The organism is Enterobacter sp. HSTU-ASh6 (assembly GCF_026319105.1).
Lineage (GTDB): Bacteria > Pseudomonadota > Gammaproteobacteria > Enterobacterales > Enterobacteriaceae > Enterobacter > Enterobacter sichuanensis.
On record NZ_WSPD01000017.1, the window covers coordinates 32,485 to 50,928 of the forward strand.

The following is an 18,444-nucleotide window of genomic DNA, read 5'->3' on the forward strand; positions in this document are numbered from 1 at the left end:
GATGGAAAACCTGCTGATCGTCAATGCTGATGATTTTGGCCTGTCGAAAGGGCAGAACTACGGCATTGTTGAAGCCTGTCGTCGGGGGGTAGTCACCTCGACGACGGCGCTGGTGAATGGAGAAGCGATTGAGCATGCGGCGCAGCTGAGCCGCGAGGTGCCTGACCTGGGCGTGGGCATGCACTTTGTGCTGACCCTGGGCATGCCGCTTTCAGCGATGCCGGGCCTGACACGCGACGGACAGTTGGGGAAATGGATTTGGGAGATGGTGGAACAGGACGCGTTGCCGCTTGAAGAGATTGCCCGCGAGCTGGACTGTCAGTTCAACCGTTTTGTGGACCTCTTTGGTCGTGAACCGACGCATATCGACAGCCATCACCATGTGCATATGATCCCGGCGATTTTCCCTCTGGTTGCGGAATTTGCGCAGCGTAAAGGCGTCGCCATGCGCGTGGATCGCGACGTGCGCGGGCTGCCGGCGTACGCCGTGGCCACAACCGAGGGGTTCAGCAGCGCGTTCTACGGCGATGCGATCGACGAGGCGCTGTTCCTGAAGGTGCTGGACGATTCCGCTGCTCGGGGTGAACGGTCGCTGGAGGTGATGGCGCATCCCGCCTTTGTCGATAACACCGTGCGTAAGAGCGCCTACTGCTGGCCGCGCCTGGCGGAGCTGGATGTGTTGACGTCGCCATCGCTCAAGTACGCGATTGCTGAGCGCGGATATCGGTTGGGAACGTTCAGGGATCTGTGAGAAATTCACCCCCTCACCCTAACCCTCTCCCCAAAGGGGAGAGGGGACTGGTTGGTGCGGTCTGTAAGGCCAGCACCGGTCCGCATTTCTCCCTCTCCCTTTCAGGGAGAGGGCCGGGGTGAGGGTATTTTTTACGCCGGTATCTGGTCAATCTTACTGCTGCGCGACCACACGCGGTGCGCGGCGAGCAGATCAAACAGCTTCGTCATAAACGCATCGTCAACGTTATCGCCCTCCACAATGCCGTCCTCACCTTGCTCGGCCACCTTCAACGGCGCTTTAAACTGTCGCGCATCGCCGGAAAGGGCGATCGGTTTCAGGTGCTTATAGGCTTCGAGCAGATAATAGACGGCGTCACCGTTGGTCAGCAGGCTGGTTATATCCCCGCCCGGCACAATCACCGCGTCCACCGTCAGCGACGGTGCACCGGCAAAGGTTGCCGCCACCGGCAGCACGGAGCCGTCATCAGCGGTCACTTCACCCATGCGTGAATAAAGCAGTTTGGCGTGTACGCCTTTGGTTTTCAGCGCCTGCATGATCCCCAGCACGTCGCTGGCGCGGGTTTTGTCGTTCAGCAGGATCGCCACCACGCGGCCTTTGATCGACCCTCCCGGCACCGCGTACAGGCTCAGCGACGGATCTTTCTTGATGCCGTTAACCTCTTTCGGCGGCGCAAGATTGCGTTGCTCATCGGTCAGCGTGATACCCAGGTTATCCGCCACGCTCTGGGCAAGCTGAATATCAATATGCGCCAGCTGGTCGACTACGCGCTCGCGGATATACGTGCGCACCACTTTGCTCAGTTCGAAGCTGAAGCCGCCGATAATATGCTGCTGTTCAATCGGCGTCTGGCTGTTCCAGAACAGGCGAGGGTGGGCGTAATACTCGCCGAACGACGGGCTGCGCTCGCGAATTTTATTGCCATCGATCCGCTCCTGATACGATTCGAATCCACCACGTTTTGGGGCCGGAGGGGTTTCACGCGGCCAGTTATCGTTGATGGAGTTCGGCTCATAGTTGGCCGGGTTGGTATCAATATCCTGACGGTGCATCCCGTCGCGCTGGAAGTTGTGATACGGGCAGGTGGGGCGGTTGATCGGGATCTCGTGGAAGTTCGGCCCGCCAAGACGGCTGATCTGCGTATCGGTATACGAGAACAGGCGTCCCTGTAACAGCGGATCGTTGGTGAAGTCCAGCCCCGGCACGATATGCCCGGGATGGAAGGCGGCCTGTTCGTTTTCGGCAAAGAAGTTATCCGGATTGCGGTTGAGCACCATTTTACCCACCAGCTGAACCGGCACCAGCTCCTCCGGAATCAGTTTTGTCGGGTCCAGGAGATCGAAATCGAACTTAAATTCGTCCTCTTCCGGGATCAGCTGCAGGCCCAGTTCGTATTCCGGGAAGTCACCGGCTTCAATGGCCTCCCACAGCTCCCGACGATGGAAGTCCGGGTCGCGCCCGGTCAGCTTCTGCGCCTCATCCCACACCAGCGAGGCTTTACCCGCCACCGGTTTCCAGTGAAAACGGACAAACGTGGCTTTCCCCTCGGCGTTGATCATCCGGAAGGTGTGAATGCCAAACCCCTCCATGGTGCGGTAACTGCGGGGGATCCCGCGGTCTGACATCGCCCACATCACGTTGTGCAAGGTTTCAGGTTGCAGAGAAACATAGTCCCAGAAGGTGTCGTGCGCACTTTGTCCCTGCGGTATAGCCCAGTGGGGCTCCGGTTTTACCGCATGGACAAAGTCAGGAAATTTATGCGCATCCTGAATGAAAAACACCGGGGTGTTATTACCCACCAGATCGAAAATACCCTCTTCGGTATAAAACTTGGTGGCGAAGCCGCGGATATCACGCACTGTATCCGCCGAGCCCGCACCGCCCTGAACGGTGGAGAAACGCACAAACACCGGCGTTATCTTGTCCGGGGCGGAGAGGAAGTCCGCTTTGGTGATGGCTTTCAGGCTCTTGTAGGGCTGGAAGTAGCCGTGCGCAGCGGAGCCGCGCGCGTGGACGATGCGCTCCGGTATGCGTTCGTGGTCAAAGTGGGTAATTTTTTCCCGCAGGATAAAATCTTCCAGCAGGGTTGGCCCGCGCGACCCGGCGCGCAGAGAGTTCTGGTCGTCAGCGATGCGCACCCCCTGGTTGGTGGTCAGCGCATAGCCTTCTCCGCCTTTGCGATGAGGATCGAGGGATTTCAGCTTCTCATTGCCGGTGTCCGGTGATTTCAGACTGCCCGGCGCGGTAGGCTGCTCGCCTGGGGCGGACGGGCCAGGGGAAGGGCGATGAGAGCCATCTTCAGGGGCAAGGGAGTCCATCCCAGGTTGCGATTCTTCGGTGCCATGAATGGGTGATTGATGTGTTTTATCTTTGTTCGACATTGCACGCTTCTCCTTTATTCATTCCTAAAAAACCCTGTTAACTATAGAACAATGTAGGGAAAGGGCAGGTGAACTAAGAGTTTTCAGATACTGACTGCGTAAAAGGCACGCTCAACCACACGCAAGGCGCGACGCGTGGGGGCAGGATCGGCTATCATAGAATTTTCCTGCTTCAAGAATTTGTTTTAGTGAATCCGTCGCTTATGAAACCTCTTCGTCAACAAAACCGCCAGGTTATTAGCTATGTGCCCCGCGTTGAGCCCGCGCCGCCTGACCATGCCCTGAAAGTGGAGGGGTTTCGCGATGTCTGGCAACTGCGGGGTAAATACGTGGCCTTTGTGCTGATCGGCGAGCACTTCCGTCGGTCCCCCGTGTTTACGGTGCCGGAGTCCGCGCAGCGGTGGGCGATGCAGATACGCCAGGATGAAGAGGTTGAAGAATAACAGTCATAAAAAAACCGCCATCAGGCGGTTTTTTTATTTCTACAGTGATTAACGGTGCGCCAGCTCGGCGTCGTCTTCACTTTCCAGAATCGCTTTGTCAGTTTGCTTCAGCCACTGGCTGGTCAGCGTTCCGGCGGTCATCGAGCCGCTGACATTCAGCGCGGTACGACCCATGTCGATCAGCGGTTCAACGGAGATCAGCAGGGCGACCAGCGTAACCGGCAGACCCAGCGCAGGCAGAACAATCAGCGCGGCGAAAGTTGCGCCACCGCCAACGCCCGCAACGCCTGCGGAGCTCACGGTCACAATCCCGACCAGCGTGGCGATCCAGACCGGATCCAGCGGGTTAATCCCCACCGTTGGCGCGACCATCACCGCCAGCATTGCCGGGTAGAGGCCTGCACAACCGTTCTGACCAATGGTTGCACCAAACGAGGCCGAGAAGCTGGCGATAGACTCAGGCACACCCAGACGACGGGTCTGCGCTTCCACGTTCAGTGGAATAGACGCGGCGCTGGAACGGCTGGTGAAGGCAAAGGTCAACACGGGCCAGACTTTACGGAAGTATTTCAGCGGGCTGACGCCGTTTACACCCAGCAGGATACCGTGCACCACGAACATGATGCCCAGACCCAGGTAAGAGGCGACGACGAAACTTCCCAGCTTGATAATGTCCTGCAGGTTAGAGCCAGCGACCACTTTGGTCATCAGCGCCAGCACGCCATACGGGGTTAGCTGCATCACCAGACGTACCAGCTTCATCACCCAGCTTTGCAGGGTATCGATGGCGGTCAGCACGCGCTCGCCTTTTGGCGCGTCGTCTTTCAGCAGCTTCAGCGCCGCCACGCCCAGGAACGCGGCGAAAATCACCACGCTGATGATGGAGGTTGGGCTTGCACCGGTCAGGTCAGCAAACGGGTTCTTCGGAATGAAGGAAAGCACCATTTGCGGCACGGTCAGGTCAGCCACTTTACCTACGTAGTTGGTCTGAATCGCGGTCAGACGCGCCGTTTCAGCACTGCCCTGAACCAGACCTTCGGCCGTCAGGCCAAACAGGTTGGTCACCAGCACACCCACCAGCGCGGCAATCAGCGTGGTAAACAGCAGCGTACCGATGGTCAGGAAACTGATTTTGCCCAGTTGAGTGGCGTTATGCAGGCGCGCAACGGCGCTCAGAATAGAGGCGAACACCAGCGGCATAACGATCATCTGCAGCAGCTGAACATAGCCGTTACCGACAATGTTGAACCACTGAATAGAATCTTTCAGAACTGGATTATCGGAGCCATAAATCGCCTGTAATGCCAGACCAAATACGACACCCATGGCCAGACCGACCAGCACTTTCTTCGCCAGGCTCCACTGTTTGTGGCGCGTCTGCGCGAGAAGCAATAGCAATACAACGAACACAACGACGTTCGCGATGAGTGGAAAATTCATCCCCGTTCTCCTGATTTATTATCGGGCCGGTTTTTACCGATCCTGTTGGCGGAAGGTTAGCAGAAGTGTGATGTAGCGCTTATATCCAAATGGAATGGGTTATGACAAATGGGATGATTTTGTCGGTTTACTGTTCAATCTGGTGGTGAATAAAACGATTGAACTGAAATTGCAGCGAATTAATCATCTGGGACGACCAGCGGACTGCACTGTTTTCGGGCAATGTTTGCGGCATCCAGACGGCGTAAGCAAACAGCGCCATGCACAATGCGCGCTCAAGCTGGTTACCTTTCTGGGGAACAAGGATGGGAAAACGAAAACGCCAGCGGCAGGGCCACAGCAGCGGCACGCCCGCAGGCGTCAGCATATCGGCGAGAATATGGCTCAGATAACCCAGCACCATGCCCTGAATGGCATCCGCAGGCACTATCCAGCTTTCGGGCACTTTTAAATAGAACAGCGTCAGCAGGCCAAATACGGCCAGCAGACTGTGGGTAAATCCCCGGTGGCCGAACGCGCGGGCGATGGGTTTTGACACCCACTTCAGACGTTGCCCGAGGAAGGATTTCGGGTGGTCGATGTCGGGCAGCAGACAGGTTAATACGGCGGAAGGGACAATATGCCACCAGTCCCCCTGTGCCAGCACGGGGGTGAGTTCAGCATTTTTGGCAAATACTGCACACGCAATAGAAAAAAGCAGGTGGCCTTCCGCCGTCATGATAAAACCCACGAGACTGTCAATTCATACAGTATAGGGTTTTTATACAGTAGGCGGAAGAGGTGACGGTGTAACTGTTTGTCACAAACCGGTGGTAAGGGTTAACCGCCCAGCAGGTGTCGCGCCGTGAGCTCTGTCAGTGACGTGAGCTTCACATCGGCCAGGGCAAACCGGGGATCGTGACGGCCCTCTTCAGCGGGCACCACAATGGAACGCATCCGTGCGGCTTTGGACGCCACCATACCGTTAACGGAATCTTCCAGCGCCACACAGTTAAGGGGATCCAGGCCCAGTTTCGCGGCGCAGTCCAGATAGACCTGAGGATGCGGCTTGCTGTAAGGCAATTTTTCAGCGGACGCCAGGGCGTCGAAACTGTCGCGCAGCTCAAACATGGTGAGCACTTTTTCCAGCATGTGCAGCGGGGAGGCGGAGGCCAGGCCGACTTTCAGCCCCTGAGCTTTGCACAGCGCGACGGCGTCACGTACGCCGGGCAGCAGCGGCCTGTTCTCTTCCACCAGGGAAATCGCGCGGCTGATAATACGGGCGGTCACTTCATCACGGTCGGGGCCCACCCACGGCTGTTGGGCAAACCACAGGTCCACCACCATGTCGATGCGCAGACCCAGCGTATCAGGAAGTTCATTACGGCGGTTGATATCCACGCCCAGACTGGCCATGACGTCCAGTTCAGCGCGATCCCACAACGGCTCGGAATCGATCAGTAATCCATCCATGTCAAAAATTGCGGCAAGAATTTGGCGCGGTGTCGACATCACAACGTCTCCTTATTCAGGGTGTTCGACAGACGATACGTGCTAAGCACACTCTGCAATTTAGCATATTGCTTTTAAAGAGCGGGCGAAATTGATGACCAGCAGGTAGACTTAGGCACAAATAACGCGTCTTTATGAAGAGGAACTGATGACGTATCAACAAGCTGGACGCATTGCGGTCTTAAAACGGGTTGCTGGCTGGGTGATTTTTATTCCCGCCGTTATTTCTACGCTGATTTCTGTGCTCAAGTTCATGTACGATCACAGCGAAAAACAGCCGGGTATTAATGCGGTCATGCTTGATTTTGCGCATGTCATGATTGAGATGATGCGTTTTAACACGCCATTTTTGAATGTCTTCTGGTTCAACTCCCCCACGCCGGACTTTCATCAGCAGCTCAATATTGGGTTCTGGATTATCTATGCGCTGATCTTTATCGCCATGGCGTTGCAGGCCTCCGGCGCACGAATGAGCCGTCAGACGCGTTTTCTTCGTGAAGGGGTTGAAGATCAGATGATTCTCGAGCAGGCCAAAGGCCCGGAAGGGATGACCCGGGAACAGATTGAGTCCCGGATTGTGGTTCCGCGTCACTCCATTTTTCTGCAGATCTTCCCGCTCTATATCCTTCCTGCGATCGTCATTGTGGCGGGGTATTTCTTCTTTTCACTGCTTGGTTTTCTGTAAGCGATAAGGGTGGCGTTCAGGCCACCCGTTTTGTTGTCAGGCAGCAAGCATGCGTTCGAGCGCCCGCTGGGCGTTCACAAGGTGTTCGCCACCAAAGAGGATGGCGCGGTTCATCAGCGTATACAGCTGATACACCGGTTGACGATCGAGGAAACCGTGCGGCAGGGGGGAAACGGACTGGTACCCGTCGTATATTTGCGGCGGCTGCTCAGGATGCAGCGGCAGCATGGCCAGATCGCACTCTCTGTCACCCCAGTAACAGGCCGGGTCGTAGATATAGGGGCCGTTGGGCCCCAGCGCGCAGTTATCGGACCATAAATCACCGTGCAGCAGAGATGCCTGCGGCTGGTGGGAGGCCAGACGCTGCTGAACGTGTTCGACGATGGCATCAATATTGCCAAATTCCAGCCCTTTCTCAGCGGCCAGCTCAAGCTGCCAGCCAATGCGTTGCTCGGCAAAAAACGTCGACCAGCGGCGCTGCCAGGCGTTGGGCTGAGGGGTGGTGGAGAGATCGTTGTCGAAATCGAGACCAAACTGCGGCTGGTCGCTCCATTGATGGAGTCGCGCTAATTGCTGGCCGAGAATAAAGGCGTTATGGGCATCCAGCGGACGGGCAGGAAGATATTCCATCACCAGAAAGCTGTAGTCGCGGTCGCTACCCACGGCCAGGACCTGCGGAACTGTCACCGTTTTGCTGCGGGACAACAGCTCCAGCTGGTCAGCTTCGGCGGTAAATATAGGAAGAAGCTCACGCTCATCGCATTTTACGAAGAGATCGCGGCCTGCGTAGCGTAAATGCCACGCGGCGTGGATCTCACCGCCTGGCAGTTCGTTACGCAGTTCGATTTCACCTTCACCCAGTTGCTCACTTAAAAGATGACTGATAGCCTGCCACATGATGTCTCTCCCATGTTGTCTGCCAGATCATAAAGTTAGCGCATTATTGCGGTAAAAAAATACGAACTAACGCACACCTGAGCGGTTTAAATTCATGCAGGGCACTTATTGTTCTTTTTTCTGCCAGCTTTCCCAGGTATCGACGTCAATCTCGGTGGGTTTGTCGGTCACACTTTCCACCAGACTGGCGGCCAGCGCATGCACTTCTTCTTTAGTCAGCGCAGAGATGAGACCAAATGCCAGGGTGCCTAAATCGTGAATATTGCCCTCGTCATCCGTGAGCGTGAGGAGAAACTTAGCCCGGGTGAAGGCGTTGTTGAGCTCATTCAGCTCCGTCAGCGAGGCTTCATGAAGGTTGACGGTTACGACGTAGCGGGTGATGTCACCACTGCTCATAATTCACCTCATTGTTATCATGGAAGTTTTCTTAGCATAGTCGATAGTTTGCGTTTGGCGACTAAGAGATGACATTCCCCTCCATAACGATGAAGGGGAACGGGCGTTAATCCCGGGACAGGTAATCGACGATTTTTTGCGTATCGGCCAGTGAACACAGACGCGTGCCCTGGTTGATGGTTGCGGCGCTACCCGCCGCCACACCGTAACGCGCCATTTCCAGCAAAGACGCGCCCTGCGCCAGTTTCAGCGTCATCGCGCCAACCATGCTATCCCCGGCGCCAACCGTACTCTGGCTTTTCATGGGCGGTGGGACAACCTGAACGGCTGACGTTTCATCGACGGCCAGTGCCCCCTGAGGCCCCAGAGAGACCACGACGCGTCGTGCTTTGCCGCTGCGTACCAGTTCCTGTGCGGCGGTGCGAACATCATCCGGTTGCGTCAACTCTCGGTTGACCAGCGCGCTGAGCTCTTTCTGGTTCGGTTTGACCAGCTCCAGATTGCCCGGCACGAGTGCCGCCTGAAGGGCCTCGCCGCTGCTGTCGACAATGCAGCGGATGCCGCGCTGCTGCGCCGCCTGAATAAGCGCGGTTAATTTATCTGTACTCACTCCGGGGGGCAGGCTGCCGCTTATCACCAGCAGTGCACCGCTTTCTATGGTCAGTACTTTCTCTTCAAGCTGACGAAACTCGTCATCACTGAGCTTCGCGCCGGGCATCACAAAGCGATACTGCTCGCCGCTGGATTCCACATGCACGTGCAGGTTCTGCCGCGTCCAGTCTTTGGCCTCCACGGTCTCTACGGCGACCTGTTCATCTGCCAGCAAAGAGACCAGGTGTTCGCCAGTGGCGCCGCCGACGGGAAAAATTGCCGTGGCGTGGCCGCCAAGGTGCGTAATGGCGCGCGCCACGTTGATACCGCCGCCGCCGGGCTCAAAAACAGGGGCGCTACAGCGCAACTTACCTTCCGGGTAAATCTGCGGCGTCAGGGTTGCGGAATCAAGGGAAGGGGAGAGCGTCAGGGTGTAGATAGAAACCATCATTACCTCCTTTTAGCGTGGGTTCCTATTAGTCTGGCACCCTTTGTCTGGAACGCAATGTAAATAACAGTATGATTTTAAATATGAATACAGACGTAAAGTGAGGCGCGGGATATATAAAATAAAACGCTTTTTGGGATCGTTCTTATTCAAAAAATGAAATAAGAAAACATTGCTATGTTATTTGCGGCTTTTTATAATTTGTTACCTTTCTCTGGACGCCTTGTCATTGATCCTTAAGAAAGATTCCGGGACCGTGTGGTCTCTTTTTTTGTTGTACGGACTCCTTAATAAAATGAAGCTTTTAAAGACAGTTCCCGCTGCACTGATGCTGGCGGGTGGCGTGTTTGCAGCTATGAACGCAGCCGCCGATGATACCGTTTTTACTGTCATGGACGATCCCACCACCGCGAAAAAACCTTTTGAAGGTAACCTGAACGCTGGGTATCTGGCACAATCCGGTAACACCAAAAGCTCCTCTCTGACAGCGGACAGTACGCTCACCTGGTACGGTAACACGACCGCCTGGTCGCTGTGGGGAAATGCCAGCAACACGTCCGCGAATGACGAACGCTCTTCCGAGAAATATGCGGTAGGCGGACGTAGCCGTTACAACATGACCGACTATGACTACCTGTTTGGTCAGGCAAGCTGGTTAACCGACCGCTACAACGGTTATCGCCAGCGCGATGTGTTTACCGCCGGTTATGGTCGCCAGTTCCTGAACGGCCCGGTACACAGCTTCCGTTTTGAATTCGGTCCAGGTGTGCGCTATGACGAGTACACCGATGGCGATACCAAAACCCAACCGCTCGGTTACGCGTCCGGGACCTATGCCTGGCAGATGACTGACAACACCAAATTCACGCAGGGTGTTTCTGTATTTGGTGCCGACGATACGACGCTGAACTCTGAGACGGCGCTGAACGTGGCCATCAACGAACACTTTGGGCTGAAAGTGGCCTACAACGTCACCTGGAACTCGTCACCGCCAGAAACGGCACCGGATCATACCGACCGCAGAACCACGGTTTCACTGGGTTATAAAATGTAATTATGGCGGGCCGATGAAAATGTCGGCCCGTTTCTCATCTCAGGCCAGTTGGCTTTCCTTTTGTTGACGTTTAGCCCCAAATCATCGCCGCCCAGCGAAGTAGCAGCATTGCGGCGCAGATGGCAATCAGCACCAGCACCATTTTCCAGTGTTTTACGGCAAATCGTTTTGTTGGCATAACCTGATCCTTGTTTGTTAACACCCACAGTCTATCAAACAGGGCTGATACATGCCCCTTCACAGGATCGATCAGGTTATGCCAGCGTAGGGTTGGGCTTAGAACCAGTGGAATCGTTCGGCGAGAATCAACAATAAACCTGTCGCTGAAAGGATGTTCAATATCACAACCGTTCTACTGGATACGTTCATGGTATGCACCTTTGGGTTTAAAGATCTGTTCAAGAGTAGCCCAGCATTTCAGGAATGCGAGCACCGGGAACTGGCCACCTGCAAATTCATGCAAAAGTGCCAGCGCATCAATCTGCCAGCAGAGGATGCATACGCCCTGTGATTAGTGTTACCATTACGAAGCCTGCCGTAAATCCGAATTATTCTGATTCTGGCAGGTGAATGATGACGAACCAATTTGACGATTGTTGGTCAGATGGTCTCGTAATCTATTGTCAAATCACGATTATTTTCTTTGTATATGCTCTTATGTGTGGGGCATCACTGCAAATAAGGATATAAAATGCCTGTAATTACTCTTCCTGATGGCAGCCAACGCCATTTCGATCACGCTGTAAGCCCAATGGATGTTGCCCTGGATATCGGTCCGGGTCTCGCGAAAGCGACTATCGCTGGCCGTGTTAACGGTGAACTGGTGGACGCCTCCGATCTCATCGAAAACGATGCGACACTTGCCATCATCACCGCGAAAGACGAAGAAGGTCTGGAGATCATTCGTCACTCCTGCGCGCATCTGTTAGGTCATGCCATCAAACAGCTGTGGCCCAACACCAAAATGGCGATCGGTCCGGTGATCGACAACGGTTTCTACTACGACGTTGACCTTGACCACACCCTGACTCAGGAAGATATCGACGCGCTCGAAAAACGTATGCACGAGCTCGCCGAAACCAACTATGACGTCATCAAGAAGAAAGTCAGCTGGCACGAAGCGCGTGAAACCTTCGTGAAGCGCGGCGAGAGCTATAAAGTCTCTATTCTTGACGAAAATATCTCCCATGATGACAAGCCGGGCTTGTACCATCACGAAGAATACGTCGACATGTGCCGTGGACCGCACGTGCCGAACATGCGCTTCTGCCATCACTTCAAACTGATGAAGATCGCAGGCGCTTACTGGCGTGGCGACAGCAACAACAAGATGTTGCAGCGTATTTATGGTACCGCGTGGGCCGACAAAAAAGCCCTGAACGCGTACCTGCTGCGCCTGGAAGAGGCCGCGAAGCGTGACCACCGTAAAATCGGTAAGCAGCTTGACCTGTACCACATGCAGGAAGAAGCGCCGGGTATGGTGTTCTGGCATAACGATGGCTGGACCATTTTCCGTGAACTGGAAACCTTCGTACGCTCCAAGCTGAAAGAGTATCAGTATCAGGAAGTGAAAGGTCCGTTCATGATGGACCGTGTGCTGTGGGAAAAAACCGGCCACTGGGACAACTACAAAGATGCGATGTTCACCACCTCGTCTGAGAACCGTGAATACTGCATTAAGCCAATGAACTGCCCGGGCCACGTTCAGATCTTCAACCAGGGTCTGAAATCCTACCGCGACCTGCCGCTGCGTATGGCGGAGTTCGGTAGCTGCCACCGTAACGAACCATCAGGTGCTCTGCACGGTCTGATGCGCGTGCGTGGCTTTACTCAGGATGATGCGCATATCTTCTGTACTGAAGACCAGGTCCGTGATGAAGTTAACGCCTGTATTCGTATGGTCTACGATATGTACAGCACCTTTGGCTTCGAGAAGATCGTGGTCAAACTCTCAACGCGCCCGGAAAAACGTATCGGTAGCGATGAGACCTGGGATCGCGCAGAAGCGGATCTCGCCGTGGCACTGGAAGAGAACGGGATTCCGTTTGAATATCAGCTGGGCGAGGGCGCATTCTACGGTCCGAAAATTGAATTTACCCTGTATGACTGCCTCGATCGCGCATGGCAGTGCGGAACGGTACAGCTGGACTTCTCCCTGCCGCAGCGTTTAAGCGCCTCTTATGTTGGCGAAGACAACGAGCGTCAGGTACCGGTTATGATTCACCGTGCAATTCTCGGTTCTCTGGAGCGCTTCATCGGCATCCTGACCGAAGAGTTTGCTGGTTTCTTCCCAACCTGGCTTGCGCCGGTGCAGGTCGTGGTGATGAACATTACCGATTCTCAGGCGGATTACGTTAAAGAATTGACGCAGAAACTACAAAATGCGGGCATTCGCGTAAAAGCAGACTTGAGAAATGAGAAGATTGGCTTTAAAATCCGCGAGCACACTTTACGTCGTGTCCCGTATATGTTGGTCTGTGGTGATAAAGAGGTGGAAGCAGGCAAAGTTGCCGTTCGCACCCGCCGTGGTAAAGACCTGGGCAGCCTGGACGTAAGTGAAGTGATTGAGAAGCTGCAACAAGAGATTCGCAGCCGCAGTCTTCAACAACTGGAGGAATAAGGTATTAAAGGCGGAAAACGAGTTCAAACGGCACGTCCGAATCGTATCAATGGCGAGATTCGCGCCCAGGAAGTTCGCTTAACAGGTCTGGAAGGCGAGCAGCTGGGGATTGTGAGTCTGAGAGAAGCAATCGAAAAGGCTGAAGAAGCTGGAGTAGATTTAGTTGAAATCAGCCCTAACGCCGAACCGCCAGTTTGTCGTATCATGGACTACGGCAAGTTCCTTTATGAAAAGAGTAAGTCTTCTAAGGAACAGAAGAAAAAGCAAAAAGTTATCCAGGTTAAGGAAATCAAATTCCGTCCTGGTACCGACGATGGCGATTATCAGGTAAAACTCCGCAGCCTGATTCGCTTTCTGGAAGATGGCGATAAGGCCAAGATCACACTGCGTTTCCGCGGTCGTGAGATGGCCCACCAACAGATCGGTATGGAAGTGCTTAACCGCGTCCGTGACGATCTGAGTGAACTGGCAGTAGTCGAATCCTTCCCTACGAAGATCGAAGGCCGCCAGATGATCATGGTGCTCGCTCCTAAGAAGAAACAGTAGGCCTTCAAGTAGCATTTCCTGTGGAGCCTTTGTGCTTCACAGGTTTTGTTCGCCTGGGTTTCGTTTATTTAACAATGCGAAGTGGAAGTTATTAAAATGCCAAAAATTAAGACCGTACGCGGTGCTGCTAAGCGCTTCAAAAAAACCGGTAAAGGTGGTTTTAAGCACAAGCACGCTAACCTGCGTCACATTCTGACTAAGAAAGCTACCAAGCGTAAACGTCACCTGCGTCCAAAAGCCATGGTTTCTAAAGGCGATCTGGGCCTGGTTATCGCGTGCCTGCCGTACGCATAAGTCGTTTCGTTTAACTTTTTTAACTTAGAATAGATACAGGAGAGCACACATGGCTCGCGTAAAACGTGGTGTAATTGCACGTGCACGTCACAAGAAAATTTTGAAACAAGCTAAAGGCTACTACGGTGCGCGTTCACGCGTATACCGCGTTGCCTTCCAGGCTGTTATCAAAGCAGGTCAGTACGCTTACCGTGACCGTCGTCAGCGTAAGCGTCAGTTCCGTCAACTGTGGATTGCGCGTATCAACGCAGCAGCACGTCAGAACGGTATTTCTTACAGCAAATTCATCAACGGCCTGAAAAAAGCCTCTGTTGAAATCGACCGTAAGATCCTGGCTGACATCGCAGTATTCGACAAAGTAGCGTTCACCGCTCTGGTCGAAAAAGCGAAAGCAGCACTGGCATAAGCCAGTTGAGAGAGGGGGCCTGGCTCCCTCTTTTCGTTTCAACAGCATCAAAACGTTGACAATTTTTGGGCTACCCTTTTCAATAAGGCGTTAGGTTCCTTACCACACAAGGTAACGCAAGCATGAATGCTGCTATTTTCCGCTTCTTCTTTTACTTTAGCACCTGACATCAGGAGGCTAGCGCGTGAGAGACGAAACGGAAAACAGCGCCAGAAAGCCTCCTGATGGAGGCTTTTTTTGTATCTGCCGCTGGTAAATATCGCTACATAACGAGGAAAATCATGTCACATCTCGCAGAGCTGGTTGCCAGTGCAACAGCCGCCATTAATCAGGCCTCAGATGTTGCCGCGTTAGACAATGTCCGCGTCGAATATCTTGGTAAAAAAGGGCACCTGACCCTTCAGATGACAACCCTGCGTGAACTGCCGGCAGAAGAACGCCCGGCAGCAGGTGCGGTAATTAACGAAGCCAAAGAGCAGGTACAGCAGGCTCTGAACGCGCGTAAGGCTGAGCTGGAAAGCGCGGTGCTGAATGCGCGTCTGGCCGCAGAGACGATCGACGTTTCTCTGCCGGGTCGCCGAATTGAAAACGGTGGTCTGCATCCGGTTACCCGCACTATCGATCGTATTGAAAGTTTCTTCGGTGAGCTCGGCTTTACCGTGGCGACTGGCCCGGAAATTGAAGATGATTACCATAACTTCGATGCCCTGAACATTCCTGGCCATCATCCGGCACGTGCTGACCACGACACTTTCTGGTTCGACGCGACCCGTCTTCTGCGTACCCAGACCTCCGGCGTTCAGATCCGTACCATGAAGGAGCAGGAACCGCCAATCCGCATTATCGCGCCGGGCCGCGTCTATCGTAACGACTACGATCAGACTCACACCCCAATGTTCCACCAGATGGAAGGCCTGATTGTTGATAAAAACATCAGCTTCACCAACCTAAAGGGCACGCTGCATGATTTCCTCAACAACTTCTTTGAGGAAGATCTGCAGGTTCGTTTCCGTCCATCCTATTTCCCGTTCACTGAACCGTCTGCGGAAGTGGACGTGATGGGTAAAAACGGTAAATGGCTGGAAGTGCTGGGCTGCGGTATGGTGCATCCAAACGTGCTGCGCAACGTGGGCATCGATCCGGAAGTTTACTCTGGCTTTGCGTTCGGTATGGGCATGGAACGTCTGACCATGCTGCGCTACGGCGTGACCGATTTACGTGCATTCTTCGAAAACGATCTGCGTTTCCTCAAACAGTTTAAATAAGGGCAGGACAGAACAATGAAATTCAGTGAACTGTGGTTACGCGAATGGGTGAACACCACGCTGGACAGCGACGCGCTTTCTAACCAGATCACCATGGCGGGTCTGGAAGTGGACGGCGTTGAGCCGGTTTCGGGCGCGTTCAATGGCGTGGTCGTGGGTGAAGTGGTGGAGTGCGGTCAGCACCCTAACGCGGACAAACTGCGCGTAACAAAAGTCAACGTGGGCGGTGACCGTCTGCTGGATATCGTCTGCGGTGCACCAAACTGCCGTCAGGGGCTGAAAGTGGCCGTGGCGACCGTCGGTGCTGTGCTGCCGGGTGATTTCAAAATCAAAGCTGCCAAACTGCGCGGTGAACCGTCAGAAGGTATGCTGTGCTCGTTCTCTGAGCTGGGGATTTCCGACGATCACAACGGCATCATCGAGCTGCCGCTGGATGCGCCGATCGGTACCGATATCCGCGAATACCTGAAGCTTGATGACAACACCATCGAAATCAGCGTCACGCCAAACCGTGCTGATTGCTTAGGGATTATCGGCGTGGCGCGCGACGTTGCCGTGCTGAACCAGACCGAACTGAACGCGCCGGAGATCGTCCCGGTTGAAGCGACCATCAGTGACGTTCTGCCTATTCAGGTTGATGCCGCGGATGCCTGCCCACGCTACCTCGGTCGTGTGGTGAAAGGCATCAATGTTAAAGCGCCAACCCCGCTGTGGATGAAAGAGAAACTGCGTCGCTGCGGTATTCGTTCTATCGATGCGGTGGTTGACGTGACCAACTACGTACTGCTGGAGCTGGGTCAGCCGATGCACGCGTTCGATAAAGATCGTATCGAAGGCGGTATTGTGGTGCGCATGGCGAAAGAGGGTGAAACCCTGGTTCTGCTCGATGGCAGCGAAGCGAAACTGAACGCCGACACGCTGGTGATTGCTGACCACAGCAAAGCGCTGGCGATGGGCGGTATCTTCGGTGGCGAACACTCTGGCGTGAACGATGAGACGCAAAACGTGCTGCTGGAATGTGCATTCTTCAGCCCGCTCTCTATCACCGGTCGCGCACGCCGTCACGGCCTGCACACCGATGCCTCTCACCGTTACGAGCGCGGTGTTGACCCGGCGCTGCAGTACAAAGCGATGGAACGTGCCACCCGTCTGCTGATCGACATCTGCGGCGGTGAAGCGGGCCCGGTGATTGATGTCACCCACGAAGCCACGCTGCCGAAGCGCGCGACCATCACCCTGCGTCGCAGCAAGCTGGATCGCCTGATCGGTCACCACGTACCCGATGCGCAGGTGACCGATATCCTGAAGCGTCTGGGCTGTGAAGTGACCGAAGGCCAGGACCAGTGGCAAGCCGTTGCGCCATCCTGGCGTTTCGACATGGAAATTGAAGAAGATCTGGTGGAAGAAGTGGCCCGCGTGTACGGCTACAACAACATCCCTGACGAGCCGGTGCAGGCGGGTCTGGTGATGGGGACCCACCGTGAAGCCGACCTGTCCCTGAAGCGTGTGAAAACCATGCTTAACGACAAAGGCTACCAGGAAGTGATCACCTACAGCTTTGTTGATCCAAAACTGCAGCAGCTGATCCACCCAGGTCAGGAAGCCCTGATCCTGCCAAGCCCGATCTCCAGCGAAATGTCGGCTATGCGTCTGTCTCTGTGGACCGGCCTGCTGGGCACTGTCGTTTATAACCAGAATCGCCAGCAAAACCGCGTGCGAATTTTCGAAAGCGGTTTGCGCTTTGTGCCGGATAATCAGGCAAATTTAGGCATCCGTCAGGATCTTATGCTGGCTGGTGCGATTAGCGGTAACCGCTATGAAGAGCACTGGGACCTGGCAAAAGGCACGGTTGATTTCTACGATATGAAGGGCGATCTGGAAGCGATTCTCGATCTGACCGGTAAATTATCTGAAATTGAATTCCGCGCAGAAGCCATTCCGGCCCTGCATCCGGGTCAGAGTGCAGCCATCTATTTAGCCGGCAAACGTGTTGGTTTTATTGGCGTTGTTCACCCTGAGCTGGAACGTAAACTGGACCTGAACGGCCGTACCATCGTGTTTGAGCTGGAGTGGAACCTGGTGGCAGACCGCGTGATCCCTCAGGCTCAGGACGTCTCCCGCTTCCCGGCAAACCGCCGTGATATCGCGGTTGTGGTCGCCGAAAATGTGCCTGCAGCAGATATTTTGGCCGAATGTAAGAAAGTTGGCGTAAATCAGGTAGTTGGCGTAAACTTATTTGACGTGTACCGCGGCAAGGGCGTAGCAGAAGGTTTCAAGAGCCTCGCTATCAGCCTTATCCTTCAGGATACCAGCCGTACACTCGAAGAAGAGGAGATTGCCGCTACCGTCGCCAAATGTGTAGAGGCATTAAAAGAGCGATTCCAGGCATCATTGAGGGATTGAACCTATGGCGCTTACAAAAGCTGAAATGTCAGAATATCTGTTTGATAAGCTTGGGCTTAGCAAACGGGATGCCAAAGAGCTGGTAGAGCTGTTTTTCGAAGAGATCCGTCGTGCTCTGGAAAATGGTGAGCAGGTAAAACTCTCCGGCTTTGGCAATTTTGATTTGCGAGACAAAAACCAACGTCCGGGTCGTAACCCGAAGACGGGGGAAGATATTCCCATTACAGCCCGCCGCGTGGTGACCTTCAGACCCGGCCAGAAGTTAAAAAGCCGTGTCGAAAACGCAACGCCCAAAGCAGAGTAATATGAACTAACTAAAAAGGCCGCCCATGC

Annotated in this window: 21 protein-coding genes and 1 other annotated feature; of the genes, 12 read left to right on the forward strand and 9 right to left on the reverse strand. The window is 54.4% G+C overall.

The window, feature by feature from the left end; translation table 11 throughout:
* The first annotated feature begins 1 nt into the window (after window position 1).
* A complete protein-coding gene (chbG, locus tag GM298_RS18360) occupies window positions 2-751 on the forward strand; it encodes a chitin disaccharide deacetylase (protein WP_266154988.1) in 750 nt (249 codons plus the stop codon).
* 131 nt (window positions 752-882) lie between these two features.
* On the opposite strand, the gene katE is transcribed toward chbG, so the two are convergent.
* Window positions 883-3,132 carry a catalase HPII gene (gene katE, locus GM298_RS18365; RefSeq protein ID WP_266154989.1) on the reverse strand — a complete coding sequence of 750 codons (2,250 nt, stop codon included), beginning with the start codon at window positions 3,130-3,132 and terminating at the stop codon, window positions 883-885.
* A gap of 203 nt (window positions 3,133-3,335) precedes the next feature.
* Between katE and cedA the strand changes: the two genes are divergently transcribed.
* A complete protein-coding gene (gene cedA, locus GM298_RS18370; RefSeq protein WP_025757352.1) occupies window positions 3,336-3,575 on the forward strand; it encodes a cell division activator CedA in 240 nt (79 codons plus the stop codon).
* Window positions 3,576-3,623: 48 nt separating this feature from the next.
* Here the strand turns inward: cedA and tcyP are convergent, their stop codons facing one another.
* The 3 genes from tcyP to hxpB form a co-directional block, all read right to left on the reverse strand.
* Window positions 3,624-5,015 carry a cystine/sulfocysteine:cation symporter gene (gene tcyP, locus GM298_RS18375; RefSeq protein ID WP_025757351.1) on the reverse strand — a complete coding sequence of 464 codons (1,392 nt, stop codon included), beginning with the start codon at window positions 5,013-5,015 and terminating at the stop codon, window positions 3,624-3,626.
* Between the two features lie 127 nt (window positions 5,016-5,142).
* Window positions 5,143-5,733, reverse strand: a complete 591-nt coding sequence (locus tag GM298_RS18380; protein ID WP_025757350.1) for a metal-dependent hydrolase — start codon at window positions 5,731-5,733, stop codon at window positions 5,143-5,145.
* A 101-nt stretch (window positions 5,734-5,834) separates the two neighbouring features.
* A complete protein-coding gene (gene hxpB, locus GM298_RS18385; RefSeq protein WP_094918961.1) occupies window positions 5,835-6,506 on the reverse strand; it encodes a hexitol phosphatase HxpB in 672 nt (223 codons plus the stop codon).
* 148 nt (window positions 6,507-6,654) lie between these two features.
* Between hxpB and GM298_RS18390 the strand changes: the two genes are divergently transcribed.
* Window positions 6,655-7,191 carry a YniB family protein gene (locus GM298_RS18390; RefSeq protein WP_025757348.1) on the forward strand — a complete coding sequence of 179 codons (537 nt, stop codon included), beginning with the start codon at window positions 6,655-6,657 and terminating at the stop codon, window positions 7,189-7,191.
* A gap of 36 nt (window positions 7,192-7,227) precedes the next feature.
* Here GM298_RS18390 and GM298_RS18395 read toward each other — a convergent pair whose 3' ends face one another.
* From GM298_RS18395 to pfkB, 3 genes are all read right to left on the reverse strand, one after another.
* Window positions 7,228-8,088 carry a fructosamine kinase family protein gene (locus GM298_RS18395; RefSeq protein WP_025757347.1) on the reverse strand — a complete coding sequence of 287 codons (861 nt, stop codon included), beginning with the start codon at window positions 8,086-8,088 and terminating at the stop codon, window positions 7,228-7,230.
* Between the two features lie 105 nt (window positions 8,089-8,193).
* Window positions 8,194-8,484, reverse strand: coding sequence for a type V toxin-antitoxin system endoribonuclease antitoxin GhoS (gene ghoS / locus GM298_RS18400; protein ID WP_025757346.1), 291 nt, complete (start codon window positions 8,482-8,484; stop codon window positions 8,194-8,196).
* A 106-nt stretch (window positions 8,485-8,590) separates the two neighbouring features.
* Window positions 8,591-9,523, reverse strand: a complete 933-nt coding sequence (gene pfkB / locus GM298_RS18405) for a 6-phosphofructokinase II (protein WP_045285277.1) — start codon at window positions 9,521-9,523, stop codon at window positions 8,591-8,593.
* A 295-nt stretch (window positions 9,524-9,818) separates the two neighbouring features.
* Here pfkB and GM298_RS18410 point away from each other — a divergent pair, with 295 nt between their 5' ends.
* A complete protein-coding gene (locus tag GM298_RS18410; RefSeq protein ID WP_025757344.1) occupies window positions 9,819-10,577 on the forward strand; it encodes a DUF481 domain-containing protein in 759 nt (252 codons plus the stop codon).
* Window positions 10,578-10,647: 70 nt separating this feature from the next.
* Here the strand turns inward: GM298_RS18410 and yniD are convergent, their stop codons facing one another.
* Together yniD and yncL are read right to left on the reverse strand one after the other, a co-directional pair.
* Window positions 10,648-10,755: a small membrane protein YniD gene (yniD, locus tag GM298_RS18415; RefSeq protein WP_120262318.1), complete on the reverse strand. Its 108-nt coding sequence runs from the start codon at window positions 10,753-10,755 to the stop codon at window positions 10,648-10,650.
* Between the two features lie 98 nt (window positions 10,756-10,853).
* Window positions 10,854-10,946 carry a stress response membrane protein YncL gene (yncL, locus tag GM298_RS18420; RefSeq protein ID WP_021241082.1) on the reverse strand — a complete coding sequence of 31 codons (93 nt, stop codon included), beginning with the start codon at window positions 10,944-10,946 and terminating at the stop codon, window positions 10,854-10,856.
* Window positions 10,947-11,268: 322 nt separating this feature from the next.
* Here yncL and thrS point away from each other — a divergent pair, with 322 nt between their 5' ends.
* From thrS to ihfA, 8 genes are all read left to right on the forward strand, one after another.
* Window positions 11,269-13,197: a threonine--tRNA ligase gene (thrS, locus tag GM298_RS18425; RefSeq protein WP_025757343.1), complete on the forward strand. Its 1,929-nt coding sequence runs from the start codon at window positions 11,269-11,271 to the stop codon at window positions 13,195-13,197.
* Between the two features lie 3 nt (window positions 13,198-13,200).
* On the forward strand, window positions 13,201-13,743 hold the full coding sequence (gene infC, locus GM298_RS18430) for a translation initiation factor IF-3 (RefSeq protein ID WP_023616141.1): 543 nt from the start codon (window positions 13,201-13,203) through the stop codon (window positions 13,741-13,743).
* 96 nt (window positions 13,744-13,839) lie between these two features.
* Window positions 13,840-14,037, forward strand: a complete 198-nt coding sequence (rpmI, locus tag GM298_RS18435; protein ID WP_001124225.1) for a 50S ribosomal protein L35 — start codon at window positions 13,840-13,842, stop codon at window positions 14,035-14,037.
* A 49-nt stretch (window positions 14,038-14,086) separates the two neighbouring features.
* Entirely contained in the window at window positions 14,087-14,443 is a 357-nt protein-coding gene (gene rplT, locus GM298_RS18440) for a 50S ribosomal protein L20 (protein ID WP_000124850.1), read from the forward strand.
* 117 nt (window positions 14,444-14,560) lie between these two features.
* Window positions 14,561-14,684 (forward strand) — a sequence feature (Phe leader region).
* On the forward strand, window positions 14,566-14,610 hold the full coding sequence (pheM, locus tag GM298_RS18445) for a pheST operon leader peptide PheM (protein ID WP_001386830.1): 45 nt from the start codon (window positions 14,566-14,568) through the stop codon (window positions 14,608-14,610). (Overlaps the previous feature by 45 nt.)
* Window positions 14,685-14,724: 40 nt before the next feature.
* Window positions 14,725-15,708, forward strand: coding sequence for a phenylalanine--tRNA ligase subunit alpha (gene pheS, locus GM298_RS18450; RefSeq protein WP_003857809.1), 984 nt, complete (start codon window positions 14,725-14,727; stop codon window positions 15,706-15,708).
* 15 nt (window positions 15,709-15,723) lie between these two features.
* Window positions 15,724-18,111 (forward strand): phenylalanine--tRNA ligase subunit beta, encoded by a 2,388-nt coding sequence (gene pheT, locus GM298_RS18455; protein WP_266154993.1) that lies wholly within the window; start codon window positions 15,724-15,726, stop codon window positions 18,109-18,111.
* A 4-nt stretch (window positions 18,112-18,115) separates the two neighbouring features.
* Window positions 18,116-18,415 (forward strand): integration host factor subunit alpha, encoded by a 300-nt coding sequence (gene ihfA, locus GM298_RS18460; RefSeq protein WP_003857805.1) that lies wholly within the window; start codon window positions 18,116-18,118, stop codon window positions 18,413-18,415.
* Window positions 18,416-18,444: the final 29 nt, after the last annotated feature.

Excerpts from the sequence above, each read along its gene's own strand:
- chbG (WP_266154988.1), top strand. The coding sequence starts at position 2 with ATGGAAAACCTGCTGATCGTCAATGCTGATGATTTTGGCCTGTCGAAA.
- katE (WP_266154989.1), bottom strand. The coding sequence starts at position 3,132 with ATGTCGAACAAAGATAAAACACATCAATCACCCATTCATGGCACCGAA.
- cedA (WP_025757352.1), top strand. The coding sequence starts at position 3,336 with ATGAAACCTCTTCGTCAACAAAACCGCCAGGTTATTAGCTATGTGCCC.
- tcyP (WP_025757351.1), bottom strand. The coding sequence starts at position 5,015 with ATGAATTTTCCACTCATCGCGAACGTCGTTGTGTTCGTTGTATTGCTA.
- GM298_RS18380 (WP_025757350.1), bottom strand. The coding sequence starts at position 5,733 with ATGACGGCGGAAGGCCACCTGCTTTTTTCTATTGCGTGTGCAGTATTT.
- hxpB (WP_094918961.1), bottom strand. The coding sequence starts at position 6,506 with ATGTCGACACCGCGCCAAATTCTTGCCGCAATTTTTGACATGGATGGA.
- GM298_RS18390 (WP_025757348.1), top strand. The coding sequence starts at position 6,655 with ATGACGTATCAACAAGCTGGACGCATTGCGGTCTTAAAACGGGTTGCT.
- GM298_RS18395 (WP_025757347.1), bottom strand. The coding sequence starts at position 8,088 with ATGTGGCAGGCTATCAGTCATCTTTTAAGTGAGCAACTGGGTGAAGGT.
- ghoS (WP_025757346.1), bottom strand. The coding sequence starts at position 8,484 with ATGAGCAGTGGTGACATCACCCGCTACGTCGTAACCGTCAACCTTCAT.
- pfkB (WP_045285277.1), bottom strand. The coding sequence starts at position 9,523 with ATGGTTTCTATCTACACCCTGACGCTCTCCCCTTCCCTTGATTCCGCA.
- GM298_RS18410 (WP_025757344.1), top strand. The coding sequence starts at position 9,819 with ATGAAGCTTTTAAAGACAGTTCCCGCTGCACTGATGCTGGCGGGTGGC.
- yniD (WP_120262318.1), bottom strand. The coding sequence starts at position 10,755 with ATGCCAACAAAACGATTTGCCGTAAAACACTGGAAAATGGTGCTGGTG.
- yncL (WP_021241082.1), bottom strand. The coding sequence starts at position 10,946 with ATGAACGTATCCAGTAGAACGGTTGTGATATTGAACATCCTTTCAGCG.
- thrS (WP_025757343.1), top strand. The coding sequence starts at position 11,269 with ATGCCTGTAATTACTCTTCCTGATGGCAGCCAACGCCATTTCGATCAC.
- rpmI (WP_001124225.1), top strand. The coding sequence starts at position 13,840 with ATGCCAAAAATTAAGACCGTACGCGGTGCTGCTAAGCGCTTCAAAAAA.
- rplT (WP_000124850.1), top strand. The coding sequence starts at position 14,087 with ATGGCTCGCGTAAAACGTGGTGTAATTGCACGTGCACGTCACAAGAAA.
- pheS (WP_003857809.1), top strand. The coding sequence starts at position 14,725 with ATGTCACATCTCGCAGAGCTGGTTGCCAGTGCAACAGCCGCCATTAAT.
- pheT (WP_266154993.1), top strand. The coding sequence starts at position 15,724 with ATGAAATTCAGTGAACTGTGGTTACGCGAATGGGTGAACACCACGCTG.
- ihfA (WP_003857805.1), top strand. The coding sequence starts at position 18,116 with ATGGCGCTTACAAAAGCTGAAATGTCAGAATATCTGTTTGATAAGCTT.